Annotated in this window: 10 protein-coding genes; 7 read left to right on the forward strand and 3 right to left on the reverse strand. The window is 65.8% G+C overall.

Features of this window, described 5'->3' with window-relative positions; translation table 11 throughout:
- Positions 1-111: 111 nt before the first annotated feature.
- The 6 genes from DUPY_RS29105 to DUPY_RS27835 all read left to right on the forward strand — a co-directional run bounded on the left by DUPY_RS29105 (position 112) and on the right by DUPY_RS27835 (position 9,174).
- A complete protein-coding gene (locus tag DUPY_RS29105) occupies positions 112-1,731 on the forward strand; it encodes a methyl-accepting chemotaxis protein (protein WP_070247254.1) in 1,620 nt (539 codons plus the stop codon).
- A 473-nt stretch (positions 1,732-2,204) separates the two neighbouring features.
- The gene (locus tag DUPY_RS07785; protein WP_070247255.1) at positions 2,205-5,234 is read left to right on the forward strand and encodes a TonB-dependent receptor; all 3,030 of its coding nucleotides are present in this window, start codon (positions 2,205-2,207) and stop codon (positions 5,232-5,234) included.
- A gap of 65 nt (positions 5,235-5,299) precedes the next feature.
- Entirely contained in the window at positions 5,300-6,244 is a 945-nt protein-coding gene (locus DUPY_RS07790) for a glycoside hydrolase family 6 protein (protein ID WP_070247256.1), read from the forward strand.
- Between the two features lie 25 nt (positions 6,245-6,269).
- Positions 6,270-7,505 (forward strand): sugar MFS transporter, encoded by a 1,236-nt coding sequence (locus DUPY_RS07795; protein ID WP_084640597.1) that lies wholly within the window; start codon positions 6,270-6,272, stop codon positions 7,503-7,505.
- Positions 7,506-7,559: 54 nt separating this feature from the next.
- Positions 7,560-8,501: a glycoside hydrolase family 6 protein gene (locus DUPY_RS07800; protein WP_084640598.1), complete on the forward strand. Its 942-nt coding sequence runs from the start codon at positions 7,560-7,562 to the stop codon at positions 8,499-8,501.
- 73 nt (positions 8,502-8,574) lie between these two features.
- Positions 8,575-9,174 carry a PEP-CTERM sorting domain-containing protein gene (locus DUPY_RS27835; protein ID WP_229255276.1) on the forward strand — a complete coding sequence of 200 codons (600 nt, stop codon included), beginning with the start codon at positions 8,575-8,577 and terminating at the stop codon, positions 9,172-9,174.
- A 95-nt stretch (positions 9,175-9,269) separates the two neighbouring features.
- Here DUPY_RS27835 and DUPY_RS07810 read toward each other — a convergent pair whose 3' ends face one another.
- Complete coding sequence (locus DUPY_RS07810) at positions 9,270-12,584, reverse strand: glycoside hydrolase family 2 TIM barrel-domain containing protein (protein WP_229255277.1); 3,315 nt, start codon at positions 12,582-12,584, stop codon at positions 9,270-9,272.
- Between the two features lie 287 nt (positions 12,585-12,871).
- Here DUPY_RS07810 and DUPY_RS07815 point away from each other — a divergent pair, with 287 nt between their 5' ends.
- Complete coding sequence (locus DUPY_RS07815) at positions 12,872-13,768, forward strand: isoaspartyl peptidase/L-asparaginase (RefSeq protein ID WP_229255278.1); 897 nt, start codon at positions 12,872-12,874, stop codon at positions 13,766-13,768.
- A gap of 172 nt (positions 13,769-13,940) precedes the next feature.
- On the opposite strand, the gene DUPY_RS07820 is transcribed toward DUPY_RS07815, so the two are convergent.
- Both DUPY_RS07820 and DUPY_RS07825 read right to left on the reverse strand, forming a co-directional pair.
- The gene (locus DUPY_RS07820; RefSeq protein WP_070247258.1) at positions 13,941-15,443 is read right to left on the reverse strand and encodes a tryptophan halogenase family protein; all 1,503 of its coding nucleotides are present in this window, start codon (positions 15,441-15,443) and stop codon (positions 13,941-13,943) included.
- A 191-nt stretch (positions 15,444-15,634) separates the two neighbouring features.
- Entirely contained in the window at positions 15,635-16,909 is a 1,275-nt protein-coding gene (locus tag DUPY_RS07825; protein ID WP_070247259.1) for a DUF819 family protein, read from the reverse strand.
- Between the last annotated feature and the right edge of the window lie 3 nt (positions 16,910-16,912).

Consider the following 16,912-nt stretch of genomic DNA (forward strand, 5'->3'; position numbering starts at 1 on the left):
TCACTTAAACAATTCAGTGTCCACCAGCGCATCCGGCCCGATGACCGTCTGCGCAGACACTTTGCGGCGGGCGGTGCGCATTCGGCACCAGTCGCGGGACAGGAAAAAAACATGAACACTTTATGGACCAAGATGGGTATCGGCACCCGGCTGTACGCCGGCTTCGCGCTGATCCTGGTAATACTGATCACCTTGTTGACGGTTGCTTACGTCAATTTTTCAAAGCTGAACGAAGCCAACCAGTGGAACGAGCACACGCACGAGGTGCTCGGCGCCAGCCAGGAAATGCTGGAAAGCCTGATCAACATGGAGACGGGCGAGCGCGGCTACGCCTTGACCGGCGCGCAGGCGTCGCTCGAGCCGTTCGTGGCGGGCCAGGCCGCCTTTAAAAAGGCGTTGACGCATGTGCGCACGCTGACGTCCGATAACGCGGCGCAGCAGGAACGCCTCAAGAAGCTCGAGGAAGCCGAGCAGCAATGGCGCGCCACCGCTGCCGAGCCGGCGATTGCACTGCGCCGCGCCAGCGTGGCCGGCACCGCTACCGTGGAAGCGGTGATCGCCTTCGAACAGGCCGCCAAGGGCAAGACGCTGATGGACCAGATGCGCGCCATCTTGGGCGAGCTGGCAGGCGCCGAGCAAACCTTGCTGGTCGAGCGCGCCCGCAATGCCGCCACCATGCAGGCCACCACCAGGATGACGCTGATCGGCGGCGGTGCGCTGGCGGTGGTGTTGTCGGTCTTGCTGGCCACCATCCTGGCAAGAATGGTGTTGCAGCCATTGCGGGCGATCCTGCTGGCCACCGAGGACTTGCGCAGCGGCGAGGGCGATCTGACCTATCGCCTGCCGGCGCTGTCCGCCGAGTTCGGCCAGGTGGCGACCTCGCTCAACGGCTTTATCCAGAAGCTGCACGACATCATCAACGAGGTCCGCAAGGGCACCGAAACCATTGCGTCGGCCAGCCAGGAAATTGCCACCGGCAACCTGGACCTGTCGTCGCGCACCGAGCAGCAGGCCAGTTCGCTCGAAGAAACCGCGTCGTCGATGGAAGAGCTGACGTCCACCGTCAAGCAGAACGCCGACAACGCCCGCCAGGCCACGGCCATGGCCGGCAGCGCAGCGGACGTGGCAACGCGCGGCAGCGCGGTGGTGGGGCAGGTGGTCCACACCATGACGGCGATTAACGATTCGGCTAAAAAGATCGCCGACATCATCGGCGTCATCGACGGCATTGCGTTCCAGACCAATATCCTCGCGCTCAATGCTGCCGTGGAAGCGGCGCGTGCCGGCGAGCAGGGCAGGGGCTTCGCGGTGGTAGCCACCGAGGTGCGCACCCTGGCGCACCGGTCAGCCAGCGCCGCCAAGGAAATCAAGGCGCTGATCAACGACTCGGTGGACAAGGTAGCCGCCGGCACGCAGCTGGTGGGCGCCGCCGGCGACACCATGGACGAGATCGTGGGCAGCGTGCGCCGTGTGACGGATATCATGACCGAGATCAGTGCCGCCAGCGCCGAGCAGGAGTCGGGCATCATGCAGGTCAACCAGGCCATCAGCGAGATGGACAGCGTGACCCAGCAAAATGCCGCCCTGGTCGAGCAGGCGGCAGCGGCGTCCGAGTCGATGCAGGACCAGGCCCGCCAGCTCGAGCAACTGGTCAATATCTTCAAGCTCGAAGGCGCGGGGCAGCAACGCCCGGTCGCGCCACGGCCGCGCAAGCTCGCGCTGGCCGCCTGACCTCGCGTTTTACCCTGGCCCCGGTGCGTTCGTCGCCGGGGCCAGCTTGCATCTTCCCCTGCCGCAATTGTCCCCCCACACATCTCTGCGCCGCCCAGGCCCCTGGGCGGTTGCCCTGTCCAAAGTTTGAAATCGATTTCAATGCATGGTCTTCAAAGATAACTTTCAAGTCAAGCGGAAAGTAGTCGGGACCAAGAAAATGTCGGCGATTTGGTATTTTTACTACGTTTAGTGGACTGCATTAAACAAATTCATTGACGCAGCTTTTGTAGTTCGGGTAACTTCGCGTCCTTGAAAGCGATTTCATAACAGCAGTTGGTGAAAAACATAAAGCAACCAGAAGTTGTTTTTGCTAGGCGCGCTGCGACGGGCAGTTGCCAGCTTTTTTAGACGCTGTTTGACAACGATTTCAAAACCCGCTAGCCGGCCTCAAGAGCGGTAGCGAACCAACATACATCTGCATCGGAGACAGAATGAAACACCTGAACAAGACGGCCATGGCGATTGCGGTAGCCCACCTGGGCATGATGTCCGGCGCCGCCTGGGCGCAAACCACGGCTGCCGACAAGCCGCCGGTCGAGCCGGCCGAGGCCAAGGTCGTGGTCGTGTCCGGCCAGCGCGCGGCGCTGCAGTCGGCCCAGAAAATCAAGCAAAATGCCGACGAGATCGTCGATTCGATCAACGCCGACGACATCGGCAAGCTGCCCGATCGTTCCGTCACCGAGGTCTTGCAGCGGGTGGTGGGCGTGACCATCGACCGCAGCATGGCAGGCGACCCGCAGCACTACGCGGTGGAAGGCTCGGGCGTGGCGATTCGCGGCCTGAACTACGTACGCTCCGAGCTCAACGGCCGCGACTCGTTTTCCGCCAACGGCGCGCGCTCGCTCAGTTTCGAGGACGTGCCGCCCGAACTGATGGCCGGCGTCGACGTGTACAAGAACCCGTCCGCCGAGCAGATCGAAGGCGCGATCAGCGGCCTGGTCAACCTGCGCACCGCCATGCCGTTCGATTACAAGGGCTTCCGTGGCGCCGTCTCGGGCCAGATGTCGTATTCCACGCTGCGCAAGGGCAAGGCCACGCCGTCGACCTCGCTGCTGCTGTCGGATCGCTGGGCCACGCCGTTCGGCGAATTCGGCCTGCTGGTGGACTTTGCCAAGTCGCAGAGCGACACCCGCACCGACAACTTCCAGGTCGAGCCGTACTATCCGCGCGACGACCTGGTGCCCGGCAGGACTGTCTGGGTGCCGAAAGGCGTGACCTGGCGCACCATGGAATTCGAACGCGAACGCAAGGGCCAGTACGCCGCCGCCCAGTGGCGCCCGAACCGCGACCTGACCGCGTCGCTCACGTATTTCAAGTCCAGCTACGAGAACAGCTGGAACGAGCAGGCCATGCTGATGTCGCACGCCACCCCGTTCGATATCAAGGTGGCCAACGGCGTTTACGCGCCCAACGGCGCCCTGTTGTCCGGCACGCTGTCCGATCCCGACCACAGCGGCATCAACCTGAACCCGGACCGCCGCATCTCGAGCCGCGACTCGTCCACCACCGATATCGCCCTCAACGTACAGTGGCGTATCAACCAGGACTGGACCGTGCGCAACGACTTCCAGCGCATCCGCGCCAGGACCGAGTCGCTGGACTCCGACGTGGCCACCGGCCTGCGCTTGCCCAAGCAGGGCCTGGACCTGACCGGCGGCCTGCCGAAGCTCACCTTCGACGACGCCGACCGCGCCTACATCGCCAATCCCGCCAATTACTACTGGGCCTATACGATGGAGCACCTGGACCGCTCCACCGCCAGCAACAACGTGTGGAAGACCGACTTCCAGCGCAGCTTCGACCACCCGGTGCTGCGCGACGTGCGCTTCGGCGTGCGGTTCACCGACCGCAAGTCCGATACCCGCACGTCCAACCCCAGCTACAACTGGCAGCCGATCACCCAGCCGTGGATGCTGGGCTGGGATATCCCGAACCTGGCCTTCCTGAGCGATCCGCGCTTTGCCGGCGGCGCGCGGGTACACCCGTTCAATAACTTCTTCAATGGCGACGCCTCGGTACCGGCCGCAGTGTTCCCGGCCGACGCCCTGGCGCTCGGCTACCCCGACAGCTACCAGAAGCTGCACGAGTACCACACGGTGCTGTGCCAGGAGCGCGTCGCTGCCCAAGGGGGCGGCACCTGTGATCCGTGGAAAAAGGCGTCGTTCGGGACCGACCCTTCCGAGAACAACAACGTCCAGGAAAAGACCAAGGCGTTCTACACCCAGCTGCGCTTCGGCTTCGACGACCTGAAGTACCCGGTGGACGGCAACCTCGGCGTGCGCTACGTGAAGACCGACATGACCGCTGCCGGCTACACCGTGTTCAAGCCGAACATGCCGGCGATTCCGGCGGGCGCCGCCGTGACCGGCGTGGCGATCCCCAATATCGGGGCAATCGCGAGCGCGGCCGACTTCAGGAACAGCTATAACAACTTGCTGCCGAGCCTGAACCTGCGCCTGAAAGGCACCGACGGCTGGCAGTTCCGCCTGGCGCTGGCCAAGGCGATTTCGCGCCCGGACTTCAACAAGCTGCAGGCGTATAACTCGCTGTCGCAAGTCGTCAACAGCAGCAGCAACCCGACCACCGGCGCCGTCAATATCGACAACGTCAGCCTGACCGGCGAGGCGTACGGCAACCCGATGCTGCGGCCCACCAAGTCGACCCAGCTGGACCTGACGGCGGAATGGTATTTCGCGCCGGGCGGCTCGCTGACCTTTGCCTTGTTTAACAAGCGCCTGAAGGACATCGTGGTGGACCAGCTGGTCAGCGTGGAACTGCCCGATACGGCCGGCACCATGCACAGCTTTGCCGTGACCTCGCCGGTGAACGGCGCCAAGGGTCGCGCCAACGGTTTCGAGGTGGCGTACCAGCAGTACTACGACAGCGTGCCGGACTGGCTCAAGGGCATCGGTTTGCAGGCCAGCTTCACCTACGTGGACAGCAAGCGCGACCTGTACAACCCGGTATATTCCGCGTATTGCAGCGGCAGCGCCGACGGCAAGGTCAACCTGAACCTCAACATCAACGGCTGCGACACCGATGGCCGCGTATTCGGCAACCTGCCGCTGCAGGGACTGTCCAAGCGCAGCGGCAACCTGTCGCTGATGTACGACCGTGGTCCGGTCTCGGCGCGCGTGGCGTACAACTGGCGTTCGCGTAACCTGCAGGCGGTCAATACCTTCGGCGCGCGCGGCACCGACGGCAAGGACACCAACCCTGCCAGCCCGACCTTCGGCGCCACCAACCTGGCCTGGGGCCTGCCGCTGTGGGCAGAAGCGTATGGCCAGGTCGATGCATCGATCTTCTACAAGATCACCGAGAAGCTGTCGATCGGCCTGGAAGCGCAGAACCTGAACGACGTCAAGTTCCGCCAGACCATGGACCAGCACATCGGCAATCTGAACCACACCTGGTTCAAGACCGGCCCGCGCTACACTGCGCAGCTGCACTACACGTTCTAAACGTGTTCGCGGGAGCGCGCTGCCCTGGCGCTCCCGCTTGTCGACCTGTCACCGATGAGGAAACCATGAAATCCAGGCTGAAAATACTGGCGCTGGCGCTGGCTTGCCAAATGGGCGTGCTTGCTGTCGCCACTGCCGCAACTGCCGTCCCAACCGAACTGTATGTCGACCCGCAATCGAGCGCCGCCACCTGGGTGCGCGACCATCGCGACGACCCGCGCGCAGCCGACATCGGCGCGCGCATCGCCAGCCAGCCCGGCGCACGCTGGTTCGGCGGCTGGAGCGGCGAGATCGGCGCTGCCGTGGACAAGTACGTGGACGCCGCTGCTGAAGCCGGCCGCCTGCCGGTACTGGTGGCCTATAACATTCCCGCGCGCGACTGCGGCCAGCACAGCGCCGGCGGCGCCGGTTCCATCGCCGCCTACCGCGACTGGATCCGTGCCTTTGCCGGCGGCATCGGCGGCCGCGCCGCCGTGGTGGTGCTGGAGCCGGACGCCTTGCCGCAACTGGACTGCCTCGACGCCGCCGGCAAGGCGAGCCGCCTGCAGTTGTTCCAGTACGCGACCGGCCAGTTGAAAACGCTGGCGCCGAACGCCCAGGTCTTCATCGACATCGGCAACAGCGACTGGCTGGCGCCGCAGGAAGCGGCAGCGCGGCTGGTGGACGCCGGCGTGGCGGTTGCTGCGGGCTTTGCCCTGAATGTCTCGAACTACCGCACCGATGCCGAGAGCAATCCCTATGGCATCGCCGTCGCCAATGCACTGCGCGACAAGTACCAACTCGATAAATCCTTCGTGGTCGATACCAGCCGCAACGGCAACGGACCGCTGGGCAAGGAGTGGTGCGACCCGGCCGGGCGCCGCCTGGGCGCCGCACCGCGCATCCACGCCGCCGGCAGCCAGCCGGCCATGACGCTGTGGATCAAGTCGCCGGGCGAGGCGGACGGCTGCGCCGCCGCCGCCGGCGCCTTCGTGCCCGACCTCGCCCACAAGATGATCGACGGCCGCTAACAATATATCTATATAAAGGATCAACGTGTCACTCATTCAACCGGCCCAGACCCCGCCCGATACCCCAGCCGCCATCACCGCGCCGCAACCGGGTCGCACTGGCGCACTGACCATGGTCACCATGCTGTTTTTCATGTGGGGCCTGATCACCGCGCTCAACGACGTGCTGATCCCGCACCTGCGCGCGGTGTACACGCTGAGCTACGTCCAGGCGATGCTGGTGCAGTCGTGCTTTTTCGGCGCCTACTTCCTGGTGTCGCTGCCGGCCGGCGCGCTGGTGCGCCGCATCGGCTACCAGCGTGGCGTGGTGGTCGGCCTGGCCACGGCCGGCATCGGCTGCCTGATGTTCTATCCGGCCGCGCAGGCAGGCTTTGGCCTGTTTTTGGCAGCGCTGTTCGTGCTGGCCAGCGGCATCACCATGCTGCAGGTGGCGGCCAATCCGTACGTGACCATCCTCGGCCCGGCGGCCACCGCGTCCGGACGGCTGACGCTCACCCAGGGCTTCAACTCGCTGGGCACCACGGTCGGCCCGCTGGTGGGCGCCTGGCTGATCCTGTCCGACAGCGCCGCTGCCGGCGCCGACGCCGTCAAAGGTCCGTACCTGCTGCTGGCATGCACCTTGCTGGCGCTGAGCGTGGCCTTCGCGCTGGCCAGGTTGCCGCAGGTGGCGGCCACCGCCGACGACCGCACGCCACTGGTATTGCGCCAGCACCCGCGCCTGGTGTTCGCGGTGCTGGCGATTTTCCTGTACGTGGGAGCCGAGGTGGCGATCGGCAGCTTCATCGTCAGCTTCCTCACCGAGCGCCATATCGCCGGCCTGACCGTGGCCAACGCCGCCCACTACGTCAGCCTGTACTGGGGCGGGGCGATGGTGGGACGCTTCGTCGGCGCGCTGGTGATGCGCCGCGTGAGCGCGGGGACCGCGCTGGCGTGCAGCGCGGCGCTGGCCGTGGTGCTGATCGTGGTGGCGGTAGCGGGCAGCGGCAGCGTGGCCATGTGGGCGATCCTGGCCGTGGGCCTGTGCAACGCCATCATGTTCCCGACCATCTTCAGCATGGGGCTACACCAGTTGGGCGCCGGCACCGGCCAGGCCGCCGGCCTGCTGTGCATGGCGATCGTGGGCGGCGCCGTGGTGCCGGTGGGGCAGGGCGTGCTGGCCGACGTGGTTGGCGTGCAGTGGTCGTTCCTGCTGCCGGCCGCCTGTTATGTACCGATCTTGTGGTTCGGGATCAAGTATGCCGGAATATACCGGCAGCGATGACCCCTGTTGTAGGTAGTGCAGACGTGGCATCAATACACCAAAATGGAGACGATGATGAAACTGAAACACACGAAATCCCTGGCCAGGCGCCTGCTGCCAGCGTTGTTGCTGGCAGTGTCGGTCACGGCGGCGGCAGCGCTGCCGCCGCTGTACGTGGACCCGCAATCGACGGCCGCCATCTGGGCCCGTAACAACCCCAGCGACGGCCGCGTGACCGACATCCGCAACCGCATCGCCAACCAGCCCGGCGCCAGGTGGTTCGGCGACTGGAGCGGGGGGATCGGCGCGGCGGTCGGCAATTTTGTCGGCGCCGCTGCGGCCAACGGCCGCACCCCGGTGCTGGTCGCCTACAACATCCCGGCGCGCGACTGCGGCCAGTTCAGCGCCGGCGGCGCCGGCTCGCTGCAAGCCTACCGTGACTGGATCCGCGCCTTTGCCGCCGCCATTGGCAACCGCCAGGCGATCGTGGTGCTGGAGCCGGACGCCTTGCCGCAACTGGACTGCCTGGACGCCGCCGGCAAGAGCGCGCGGCTGGAACTGTTCCGCTACGCGGTGGCGCAATTTACCGCGCTGGCGCCGGGCGCCTACCTGTACCTCGACATCGGCAACAGCGCCTGGCTGGCGCCAACCGTGGCGGCCGCGCGCCTGGTGGACGCCGGCGTGGCTGGCGCACGCGGCTTCTCGCTCAACGTCTCCAACTACCGCACCGATGCCGAAAGCAATCCGTACGGCGTGGCGGTGGCCAATGCGCTGCGCCAGCGCGGCCTGCAAAAAAATTTCGTGGTCGATACCAGCCGCAACGGCAACGGCCCGAATGGCACCCAGTGGTGCGACCCGGCCGGACGCAAGCTGGGCGTCACGCCCCGCATGAACGCGGCCGGCAGCGCGCCGGAGATGGCCTTGTGGATCAAGTCGCCCGGTGAATCGGATGGCTGCGCGGCAGCGGCGGGAACCTTTTCACCGGAGCTGGCGTACAAGATGATTTACGGGTTCTAGCCTGTCGAAAAGTGTCATGTCAACATCCCTGTGTTACATTTGCGCACTTACAGGGAGAAAACTCATGGCATGTATGCGTAAAAGACTTCTTTGCGGCCTGCTGGCATCGGTACCGGTGTTGGCCACCAACGCGGCGGTGGCGGACACCTTTACCTTCGAGCTGACCTGGTCCGGCCAGTGGGCTTACGGGCCCGATGGTCCATACGGCAACAGCGACGCCAAGGCTTCTGCGGTGGTGGTAGTGGAAGCGCCGGCTTCCGACCCCAACGTGTCCATGGACCGCATCCGCAGCATGACCATGACCGTCGGTGATGCAGTGGTCGGCAACGGTACTTTCAGCCAGCGCGATTTTACGTCCATCTCCACCTCCTACCGGCTGCTGCCCACGCTGGCGTTGAACGAGCGCTTCTGGCTGACCAGTTACAACCTGTACGACTTCACGTTCTTTGGCAAAGGCAACGGCGCGCCCACCCAGTTCGCCAACTACACGCTGTGGTCGGGCGGTGTCCAGGGCAGCAATGCTCTCTACATGAGTTCAATGTACGTGACCCGCACCCTGACCTCCGCCGTGCCCGAACCTGCAACCGCCGCGCTGCTGCTTGGCGGCCTGGCCCTGGTGGGCGCCATCGCGCGGCGGCGTTCCTCACCCGGTGCGGATAATCTGCGCTACTGACGGCGCGGTAGTCGAACCTATCGAACAGCATGCCGTGGCCGCAGTGGCGCCGCAGGATCGGCGCATCTTTGCCTTTCCAGGCGACGGGGTGGACATCAGTCGAAGCGCAATGTCAGGCTGCCTTCGTAGCCGCCATTGGCCATCGGCCAGGCGGCTGCAGGGCCGAGCGCTTCGGTGGGCGTGAATTTCTCGCCGATGGCGGGGATCGCGTGCAGCCACGACAGGTCGCCGGCAGGGAATTCCACCGTCGTATTGGCGTGCGAGATGCGCGGCGTGCCCACGCGCAGGTAGCCTTCCGCCTTGTTGTCGTTGCTGTTGATGTGCAGCCTGCCGGTGGCAGTGTCGAAGCGCGCCCAGCGCACGCAGGCAAAGAAGCCCTGCGACTCCGGGTAGCGGAAGCGCTCGCCCGGTTGCTGGTCGAACTGCACCACCTCGTGCACGCCGAGCCAGGTGCCTTGCAGTCGATTTTTCCACACGCGATAGGGGCCTTCACCGAGCCAGCGCGTGCTGCGCAGCGCAGCTTCCGGGTGGTCGAACGTGATGCCGTGGTATTGCACCGCGCCGTCCAGGCGATAGCTGTAATCGAGCGTCAGGTCGCCGTTCGCGGCCATGGTCCAGCGCACGCGATCAAGTCCGCCGCTTTGGCTGGCCTCGATCCAGGCGACGGGTTTGCCGTCGGCATTGGCGCCGGTGCCGGTGCTGGTGCCGGAGCTTATGCCAGCTGCGCTGGCACTGGCGCTATTGGCCGCTCCGAGCAACGGAAATCGCCGGGCGGCGTGGCCCAGCCGTACGCTGTTCAGGGCGAGTTTCTGGCCGTGCTGGTCGGTGGCGTTGGTGATGCGTACGGCGAGCACCGGCTGTGGCGGAATGCGGTAAGCATTGCCGTCCGATTTGCGGCGGGTGGAGTCGAACACGGTTTTCCAGTTGGCGCCGTCGGCACTGATCTCGATCCTGAAGCGGGCGTAGGCGGCGCCCTTCCCGAATGCGGGGACGACTTCGATGACGCTGGCTGTCTGGGGCGTGGCCAGGCGGTGGACGGTGGCGCCAGCCGGGATGCCGCCGTTGCCGCCCGCATGATTTGCGGTATCGACTGCCAGCGGCAGCCAGGCCACCTCGGTATCGGCTGCGGCCAGCGGACGGGCGTAGGCCAGGCGCGGGCCGTTTGTCAGGGCCGACACGCGGCTGCCGTGTTGCAGCGTACGCAGCTGGCCGGTGGCCGCGTCGAAGATGGCGCTCACCGGTCCGGCCGCCAGGCGCACAGTGTCGCCCGTTGTGCTTACCGTGGGTGCGGCTGACGATGGCGCAGCAGCGGTAACAGTTGTTGGCGCAGCGCTGTTGGCAGAATCGGTCTGGCGGCTGGCGGCGTGCGCCAGCCGCGCCGGTTCGGCAAATCGGGCAGACAGGCGTTGGGACAAATCCCTGGCTGGATAAGTCCGAGTCCAGATCTGCTGCCCATCGGCGCCGGTGGCGGTGACCTCCAGCGCATCGGCATCGCGCTGGCGCCAGCCGGCCGGCAAGTGCAGATCGAGTTTGCCATCGCTGCGCGCCGCCACGCCGCTGGCGCTGCCCGCACCCCTGGCCAGTTCGCGTGGCTTGGTCGAGCCATCGTCCGGGCTGGCGAAGCGCAGCAGCCGCCAGTCGAAACGCACCTGGTCCAGGCCGACGAAGTCATAACGGTTGTGTACCGGCAGCGTGCCGTCGAAGCCGGCATCGAACCTGGCAGCACCCAGTTTGACCGGCGACCAGATATCCTTGACCGCGTAGTAGCTGCCTTCCTTCTCGTGGTGCGGACCGACGATGCCGTCCGGGCCGTACGTGCCATACGGGTCGATGCGTTTGGCCTGGTCGGTGCGGACCACGCCTTCGTCCACCAGCGCCCAGATCACGCCGCCCGCGCCCATGGGCGACGCCATCATCGCGTCCCAATAGTCTTGCAGGCTGGCACCACCGCCACCGTCGTACAGCGCGTGCATGAATTCGGTCGGCATGAACAGGTTGGGGCCGCGCAGGCGTTCGTTGACCAGGTTCCAGTTCGGATAATGCTTGGTATCGAGGCCATTGAAGATGGCCCAAGGGTGGATGACCGGGCGCTGCTGCGGATCGTGCTTGCCGAACTCCGCATCGAGATCGGTATTGAAGCCGCCCTCGTTGCCGTTGGCCCAGAACAGGATGCTCGGGTGGTTGACATCGCGCGGCACCATCTGCGCCACCAGCTTGCGGCCGATGGCGGTGCCGTGCGCGGCCTGCCAGCCCGACAATTCGTCGATCACGTACAGGCCCAGTTCGTCCGCCGCTTCGAGAAAGGCGGGATCGGGCGGGTAGTGCGACATGCGCGCCGTGTTCATGTTCATCGATTTTATAAGGCGCGCGTCGGCGTAGTGGTCGGCGCGGTCGAGGGCGCGGCCTGTCGCGGGCCGGAAGCTGTGGCGGTTGACGCCCTTGATGACGATCTTGCGCCCGTTCAGGTACAGGCCGTCGCCCTGGCGGACTTCGAAGGTGCGGAAACCGAAGCGGGTACTCTGCGTATGCAGCGCCTTGCCGCCGCGGCGCAGGGTGAGGCGCAGCGTGTAGAGGTTGGGGGTTTCCGCGGACCACAGGCGCGGCGCGGCCAGGGTGGCGCGCAAGGTGACGCCAGCGCTGGCGGAATCCGGCAGCACGGCGCGAAACACCGGCCCGACCGCTTTGCCGCCCGCATCGAATACCTGGCCGTCCACCGTGGCCCCAGGCAGAGGGTGCGACAAATTCACGTGCGCGGACAGGGAGCCATCTGCTCGCGCATCGATCGCCACGGCTGCAATGGCCTGCACCGGCGCCGCTTCCAGCCACACGGGACGGAAGATGCCGCCGAAGACCCAGTAGTCGCCGGCCCGCTCGGCCTTTTCGCTGACCGCGTCCGACGCCGCCTTGTTGACATCGACTTCCAGCAGGTTGTCGGCGTCGGCGGACAGTTTGACCAGCTTGGTGATGTCGTAGCCGAAACGGTAAAAGCCGCCGATGTGGGGCGGCCCGGCCGGCCTGCCGTTGACCCGTACCGTCGCCTCCGTCATCACGCCTTCGAATACCAGCCGGATGGTGCGGCCGCGCCAGGCCGGCGGCACGGCAAACTTCACCCGGTACTGGCCCTGCTCGTTGTGACGCTTGGCGCCTTCACCGTAATCGTAGCCACCGTATCCTTGCAGCTCCCAGTTCGATGGCACCGGTATCGTCGACCAGGCGCCGGCGCGGCGACCGTCGGACACCTTGAAGTCCCATGGCACCGCCGTTGCCGGCCCTTGGCCGGACAGGTAGCGCTGTTCGGTGACGGGGACGGCGGCATGGCCCGTGGTCGCGACGCAGGCCAGTAACGCCAGCAACATCGGCATCGGCATCGGCATCGGCAATCGGGCGAACATTGTGACAACCGGGTCCATGGCAGGCCTCCGTAATCAAACCGCCCAGCATAGCCACACTGTGACTCGAAGTCATCCATTCTTGGATCGCGCCATCCAAGTGATCGCGGCGATGATTATTTGGCCCACTGACGATCAGACTGGTCTTACATCGGCCTGGCTCAAAGACGCACAGAGCACGCGAGTTGGCCTTGCTAGAATTTATTCGTTTCATCCGCCCACGCCAACCCGGACCTTTCTATGCTGCCATTACACGACAAGCCGCCTACCATTCCCGCCGGTGCAGGAAAATCGTCGAGGGGACAGCCGTGAGCGCCCCGGTGGCAGTGGTGGTGCACGGCGGCGCCGGCGCCTCGCAGGACGACGTGGACGGCTGCCAGGTGGCAGCGCGCGCCGCCCTCGATGTGCTGCAAGCCGGCGGCGAGTCGCTCGACGCAGTGGTGCGCGCCGTGATGGTGCTCGAAGACGATGACCGCTTCAATGCCGGCACCGGTTCGGTGGTGGCCCCCGACGGCGCCACCATCGAAATGGACGCCTCGGTCATGGACACGCGCGGCAGGCTGGGTGCGGTGGCGTGCGTGCGCGACGTGCGCAACCCGGTGCTGCTGGCACGCGAAGTGGCCAACACGCCGCACCGCCTGCTGGCCGGTGAAGGCGCGCAGCGATTTGCCGAGGTCAGCATGCTCGAATCTTCCTTGCCGGTGACCGGCGAGCAGGCCAAGCGCCGTGCGGTCAAGCTGGCACAGGCACTGAAAGCGCCGTCGCCGGCGGAGACGGCCAAGCGCGCGGCGCTCTTGCGTCAATGGAACTATCCCGACCAGCCGGTACCGGCGGCGGCCGAAGGCTGCGACACCGTGGGCGCTGTCGCCCGCGACGCCGAAGGCCATTTCGCCGTGGCAGCTTCCACCGGCGGCGTCAGCCCGGCGCTGCTGGGGCGGGTGGGCGACACGCCGCTCATCGGCGCCGGTTTTTATGCCGGGCCTGAAGGCGCGGTGGCCGCGACCGGCACCGGCGAAGACATCATCCCGCTGCTGCTCTCCCATACCGTGTACCAGTGGATCGCGGACGGCGTGCCGTTGCAGCAGGCGCTCGAACGCGGGGTGGCGCTGCTGCCTGCCGACAGCGACGTCGGCATCATCGCCGTCAGCCGTACGGAAGCGCGACACCATAGCAACCGGGCCATGCCAACCTCGAACGGAGACTAAATGGACAACAGCAAACCAGAACGCAACGGCCACCTGGTCATCATCGGTGGCAGCGAAGACCGCACCGATGGCCGGGGCATCCTGAAAAAATTTGTCGAACTGTCGGGCGGCTCGCAGGCCAGCATCCTGGTCATCACAGCGGCCAGCGCGGTACAAGATACGGCGCTTGTGGTTATGGCTTGCCCCCAGGGCAGTACCGCTCGACGTACGCCTGGTGCCCCGGCATCTGCGCCACCGTCCGGTCGATGCCGGTGCGGATGCCATCCAGGAATGCTGCCAGCTCGCGCTCGGGCATCACGTGCGCGGTATGGTGCTGCGTGCGCGGAATCAAACCCTGGCCCAGCATCACCTGCACCCACGAGTTCTCGGAAAACAGCTCGTTCTGGGAGCGGAACACCCGGCCCGAACCGCCAAACAGGTCGAGCCGGTGCTGCAATGACGGCGGCACTGCCATGTCCCGCGCGGCGCGCCAGTACGGCGTGTCGTCACGCTCGGTCACCTTGTAGTGCAGGATGATGAAGTCGCGGATGGTGCGGATATCGTCGGCGGCCTGGGTGTTGAATTCGGCCACGTCGGCCGGCTCGATGCCCTCGGTCGGGAACAGCTGCAACAGGCGCACGATGCTGCGCTGAATCAGGTGGATGCTGGTCGATTCGATCGGCTCGAGGAAGCCCGAAGCCAGGCCCAGGCCGATCACGTTGCCGGCCCATACCTGCTGGCGCTGGCCGGGCGTGAAGCGGATCACGCGCGGCTCGGTCAGCGGCTTGCCTTCCAGGTTGGCCAGCAGCGCGGCCCGCGCGGTGTCGTCATCGACGAAGCGGCTCGAGAACACCATGCCGTTGCCGGTGCGGTGTTGCAGCGGAATGCGCCATTGCCAGCCCCAGTCGTGGGCGATCGCACGCGTGTACGGCACGGCCGGGCCGACCGATTCAGTCTGCACCGCGATGGCGCTGTCGTTGAACAGCCATTGCGACCAGTCATCGTATGGCACGCCCATGGTCTGGCCCAGCAGCAGCGAGCGGAAGCCGGTGCAGTCGAGGAACAGGTCGCCTTCCAGGCGGCGGCCGGAATCGAGCACCAGCGCCGCGACGTTGCCATTGGCCGGGTCGCGCTGGACGTCGGCGATCTTGCCCTCGATGCGTTCGATGCCGAAGTGTTCGGCATAGCGGCGCAGGTAGCGCGCGTAGCGGCTGGCGTCGAGGTGATAGGCATACACCAGGCCGTCGTCGGGCAGGTGGCCGAAGCGCAGCGCGCGCGCGGCCTTGTGCTCGAGGCAGTAGTCGCCGTAGTCGGCGGCAATGCCGGCCTCGCGGCCTTTTTGCCAGAAGTGGTGGAAGCCGGCGGTCCAGTGGTCGGTGCCGGTGGAACCGAATGCGTGGATGTAATCGTGGCCGCGCGCACGCCAGTTTTCAAAACTGATGCCGAGCTTAAAGGTGGCCTGGGTGGCTGCCATGAAGTCGCGCTCGTCGATGTCGATCAGGCGGTGGAACTGCGCCAGGCTCGGGATGGTGGCTTCGCCCACGCCCACGGTGCCGATGTCGTCGGACTCGACCAGCTTGATGTCGAGCACCTTGCCCAGGGTGCGGGAGAGGGCGGCGGCGGCCATCCAGCCGGCGGTGCCGCCGCCGGCGATGATGAGCCGGCGCACCGGGCGGGATTGCTGTTGGTGAGGCATGTCTCGGAGTTCCTCTCTGCGTGGAGGGAACCTCGAAAAACCTACTGCGCGATCCGCTATCGCCGCTCCGTTGCTCAGCGTACAGCCGTACGCTTGCGCTACTCGCGACGATAACGAACCGCTCGCTACGGTTTTTCGAGGTCCCCTGGAGATGATTATTGTTGTATTGCCAACCGCATATTCTACACTCGTTAAGCTCCCGTGAGCAGCCTCAGCAACTGGCCGGCGATCCAGCCGCCATAGGTGCCCAACGCATAGCCGAGCACGGCGAGCAGCACGCCCACCGGCGCCAGTGCCGGGTGGAAGGCGCTGGCCACTACCGGAGCACTGGCGGCGCCACCGACGTTGGCCTGGCTGCCCACCGCCATGTAAAAGACCGGCGCCTTGATCAGCCAGGCTATGCCCAGCATCAGCGCGCCGTGGAAGCTGATCCAGATCAGGCCGAGCACGAACAGCTCGGGATCGGAGAAGATCGCCGCCAGGTTCATCTGCATGCCGATGGTGGCCACCAGGATGTAGATGCACACCGAACCCACCTTGGAGGCGCCGGCGCCTTCGAGCTTCTTGGCGCGGGTAAATGACAGCAGCAGGCCGAACGTGGTGGCCAGCACCGTCACCCAGAAGAAGTTGGCGGTCAGGCTGAAGCGCTCCAGTTCCGGCGCGTGGGTCTTGATGAACGGCACGATGATGCCGGCCAGCCAATGTGCCAGGCCGGTAGCGCCCAGGCCGTAAGCCAGGATCCACACCATGTCATACGAGCTGGTGACGCGCGCGCTGTCCAGCTGCACTTTTTCGACCTTGACGCGCAGCGCGTCGAGCGCGCTGGTGTCGGCGCCGCGCCAGGCATCGATGCGCGCGCTGCGGCTGGCCAGGAACAGCAAAAACGCCATCCAGATATTGGCGCAGATGACATCGACCGCGACGAATTTGCCGAACACGTCCGCGCCCACGCCATACACTTCCTTCATGGCTGCCTGGTTGGCGCCGCCGCCGATCCAGGAGCCCGCAGTGGTGGTCATGCCGCGCCAGATGGCGTTGGGGCCTTCGGGATTCAGCAGCGACGGATCGAACACGCCCATGATGGCCAGTGCGACCGGTCCGCCGATGATGATGCCGGCGGTGCCGGTCAGGAACAGGATCACGGCCTTGGGGCCCAGCTTGGCAATCGCACCGAGGTCACAGGCCAGGGTGAGCAGCACCAGCGCCATCGGCAGCAGGTAGTCGCGCGCCATCGGATACAGGCGCGAGGTTTCGCCGTCGATCACGCCAAAGGTGTTGAGCAAGCCGGGGATGAAGTAGCAAAGCAGCAGCGCCGGCACCACCGCGTAAAACTTGCGCCAGAACGGATTACTGGACCGCTCGCTCGCCATCACCAGCGCCAGGATGGCGACCAGGATGCCGAGCACGACCGGGTCGGCGGCAATGAGGGGAGCGGTGGATGGTGCGGTTGCGCTGGAGACGGCCATGGA

The organism is Duganella phyllosphaerae, assembly GCF_001758785.1.
Lineage (GTDB): Bacteria > Pseudomonadota > Gammaproteobacteria > Burkholderiales > Burkholderiaceae_D > Rugamonas > Rugamonas phyllosphaerae.

Coding starts and splice junctions, on each gene's coding strand:
- DUPY_RS07790 (WP_070247256.1), top strand. CDS start 5,300: ATGAAATCCAGGCTGAAAATACTGGCGCTGGCGCTGGCTTGCCAAATG.
- DUPY_RS07785 (WP_070247255.1), top strand. CDS start 2,205: ATGAAACACCTGAACAAGACGGCCATGGCGATTGCGGTAGCCCACCTG.
- DUPY_RS07825 (WP_070247259.1), bottom strand. CDS start 16,909: ATGGCCGTCTCCAGCGCAACCGCACCATCCACCGCTCCCCTCATTGCC.
- DUPY_RS27835 (WP_229255276.1), top strand. CDS start 8,575: ATGCGTAAAAGACTTCTTTGCGGCCTGCTGGCATCGGTACCGGTGTTG.
- DUPY_RS07820 (WP_070247258.1), bottom strand. CDS start 15,443: ATGCCTCACCAACAGCAATCCCGCCCGGTGCGCCGGCTCATCATCGCC.
- DUPY_RS29105 (WP_070247254.1), top strand. CDS start 112: ATGAACACTTTATGGACCAAGATGGGTATCGGCACCCGGCTGTACGCC.
- DUPY_RS07810 (WP_229255277.1), bottom strand. CDS start 12,584: ATGGACCCGGTTGTCACAATGTTCGCCCGATTGCCGATGCCGATGCCG.
- DUPY_RS07800 (WP_084640598.1), top strand. CDS start 7,560: ATGAAACTGAAACACACGAAATCCCTGGCCAGGCGCCTGCTGCCAGCG.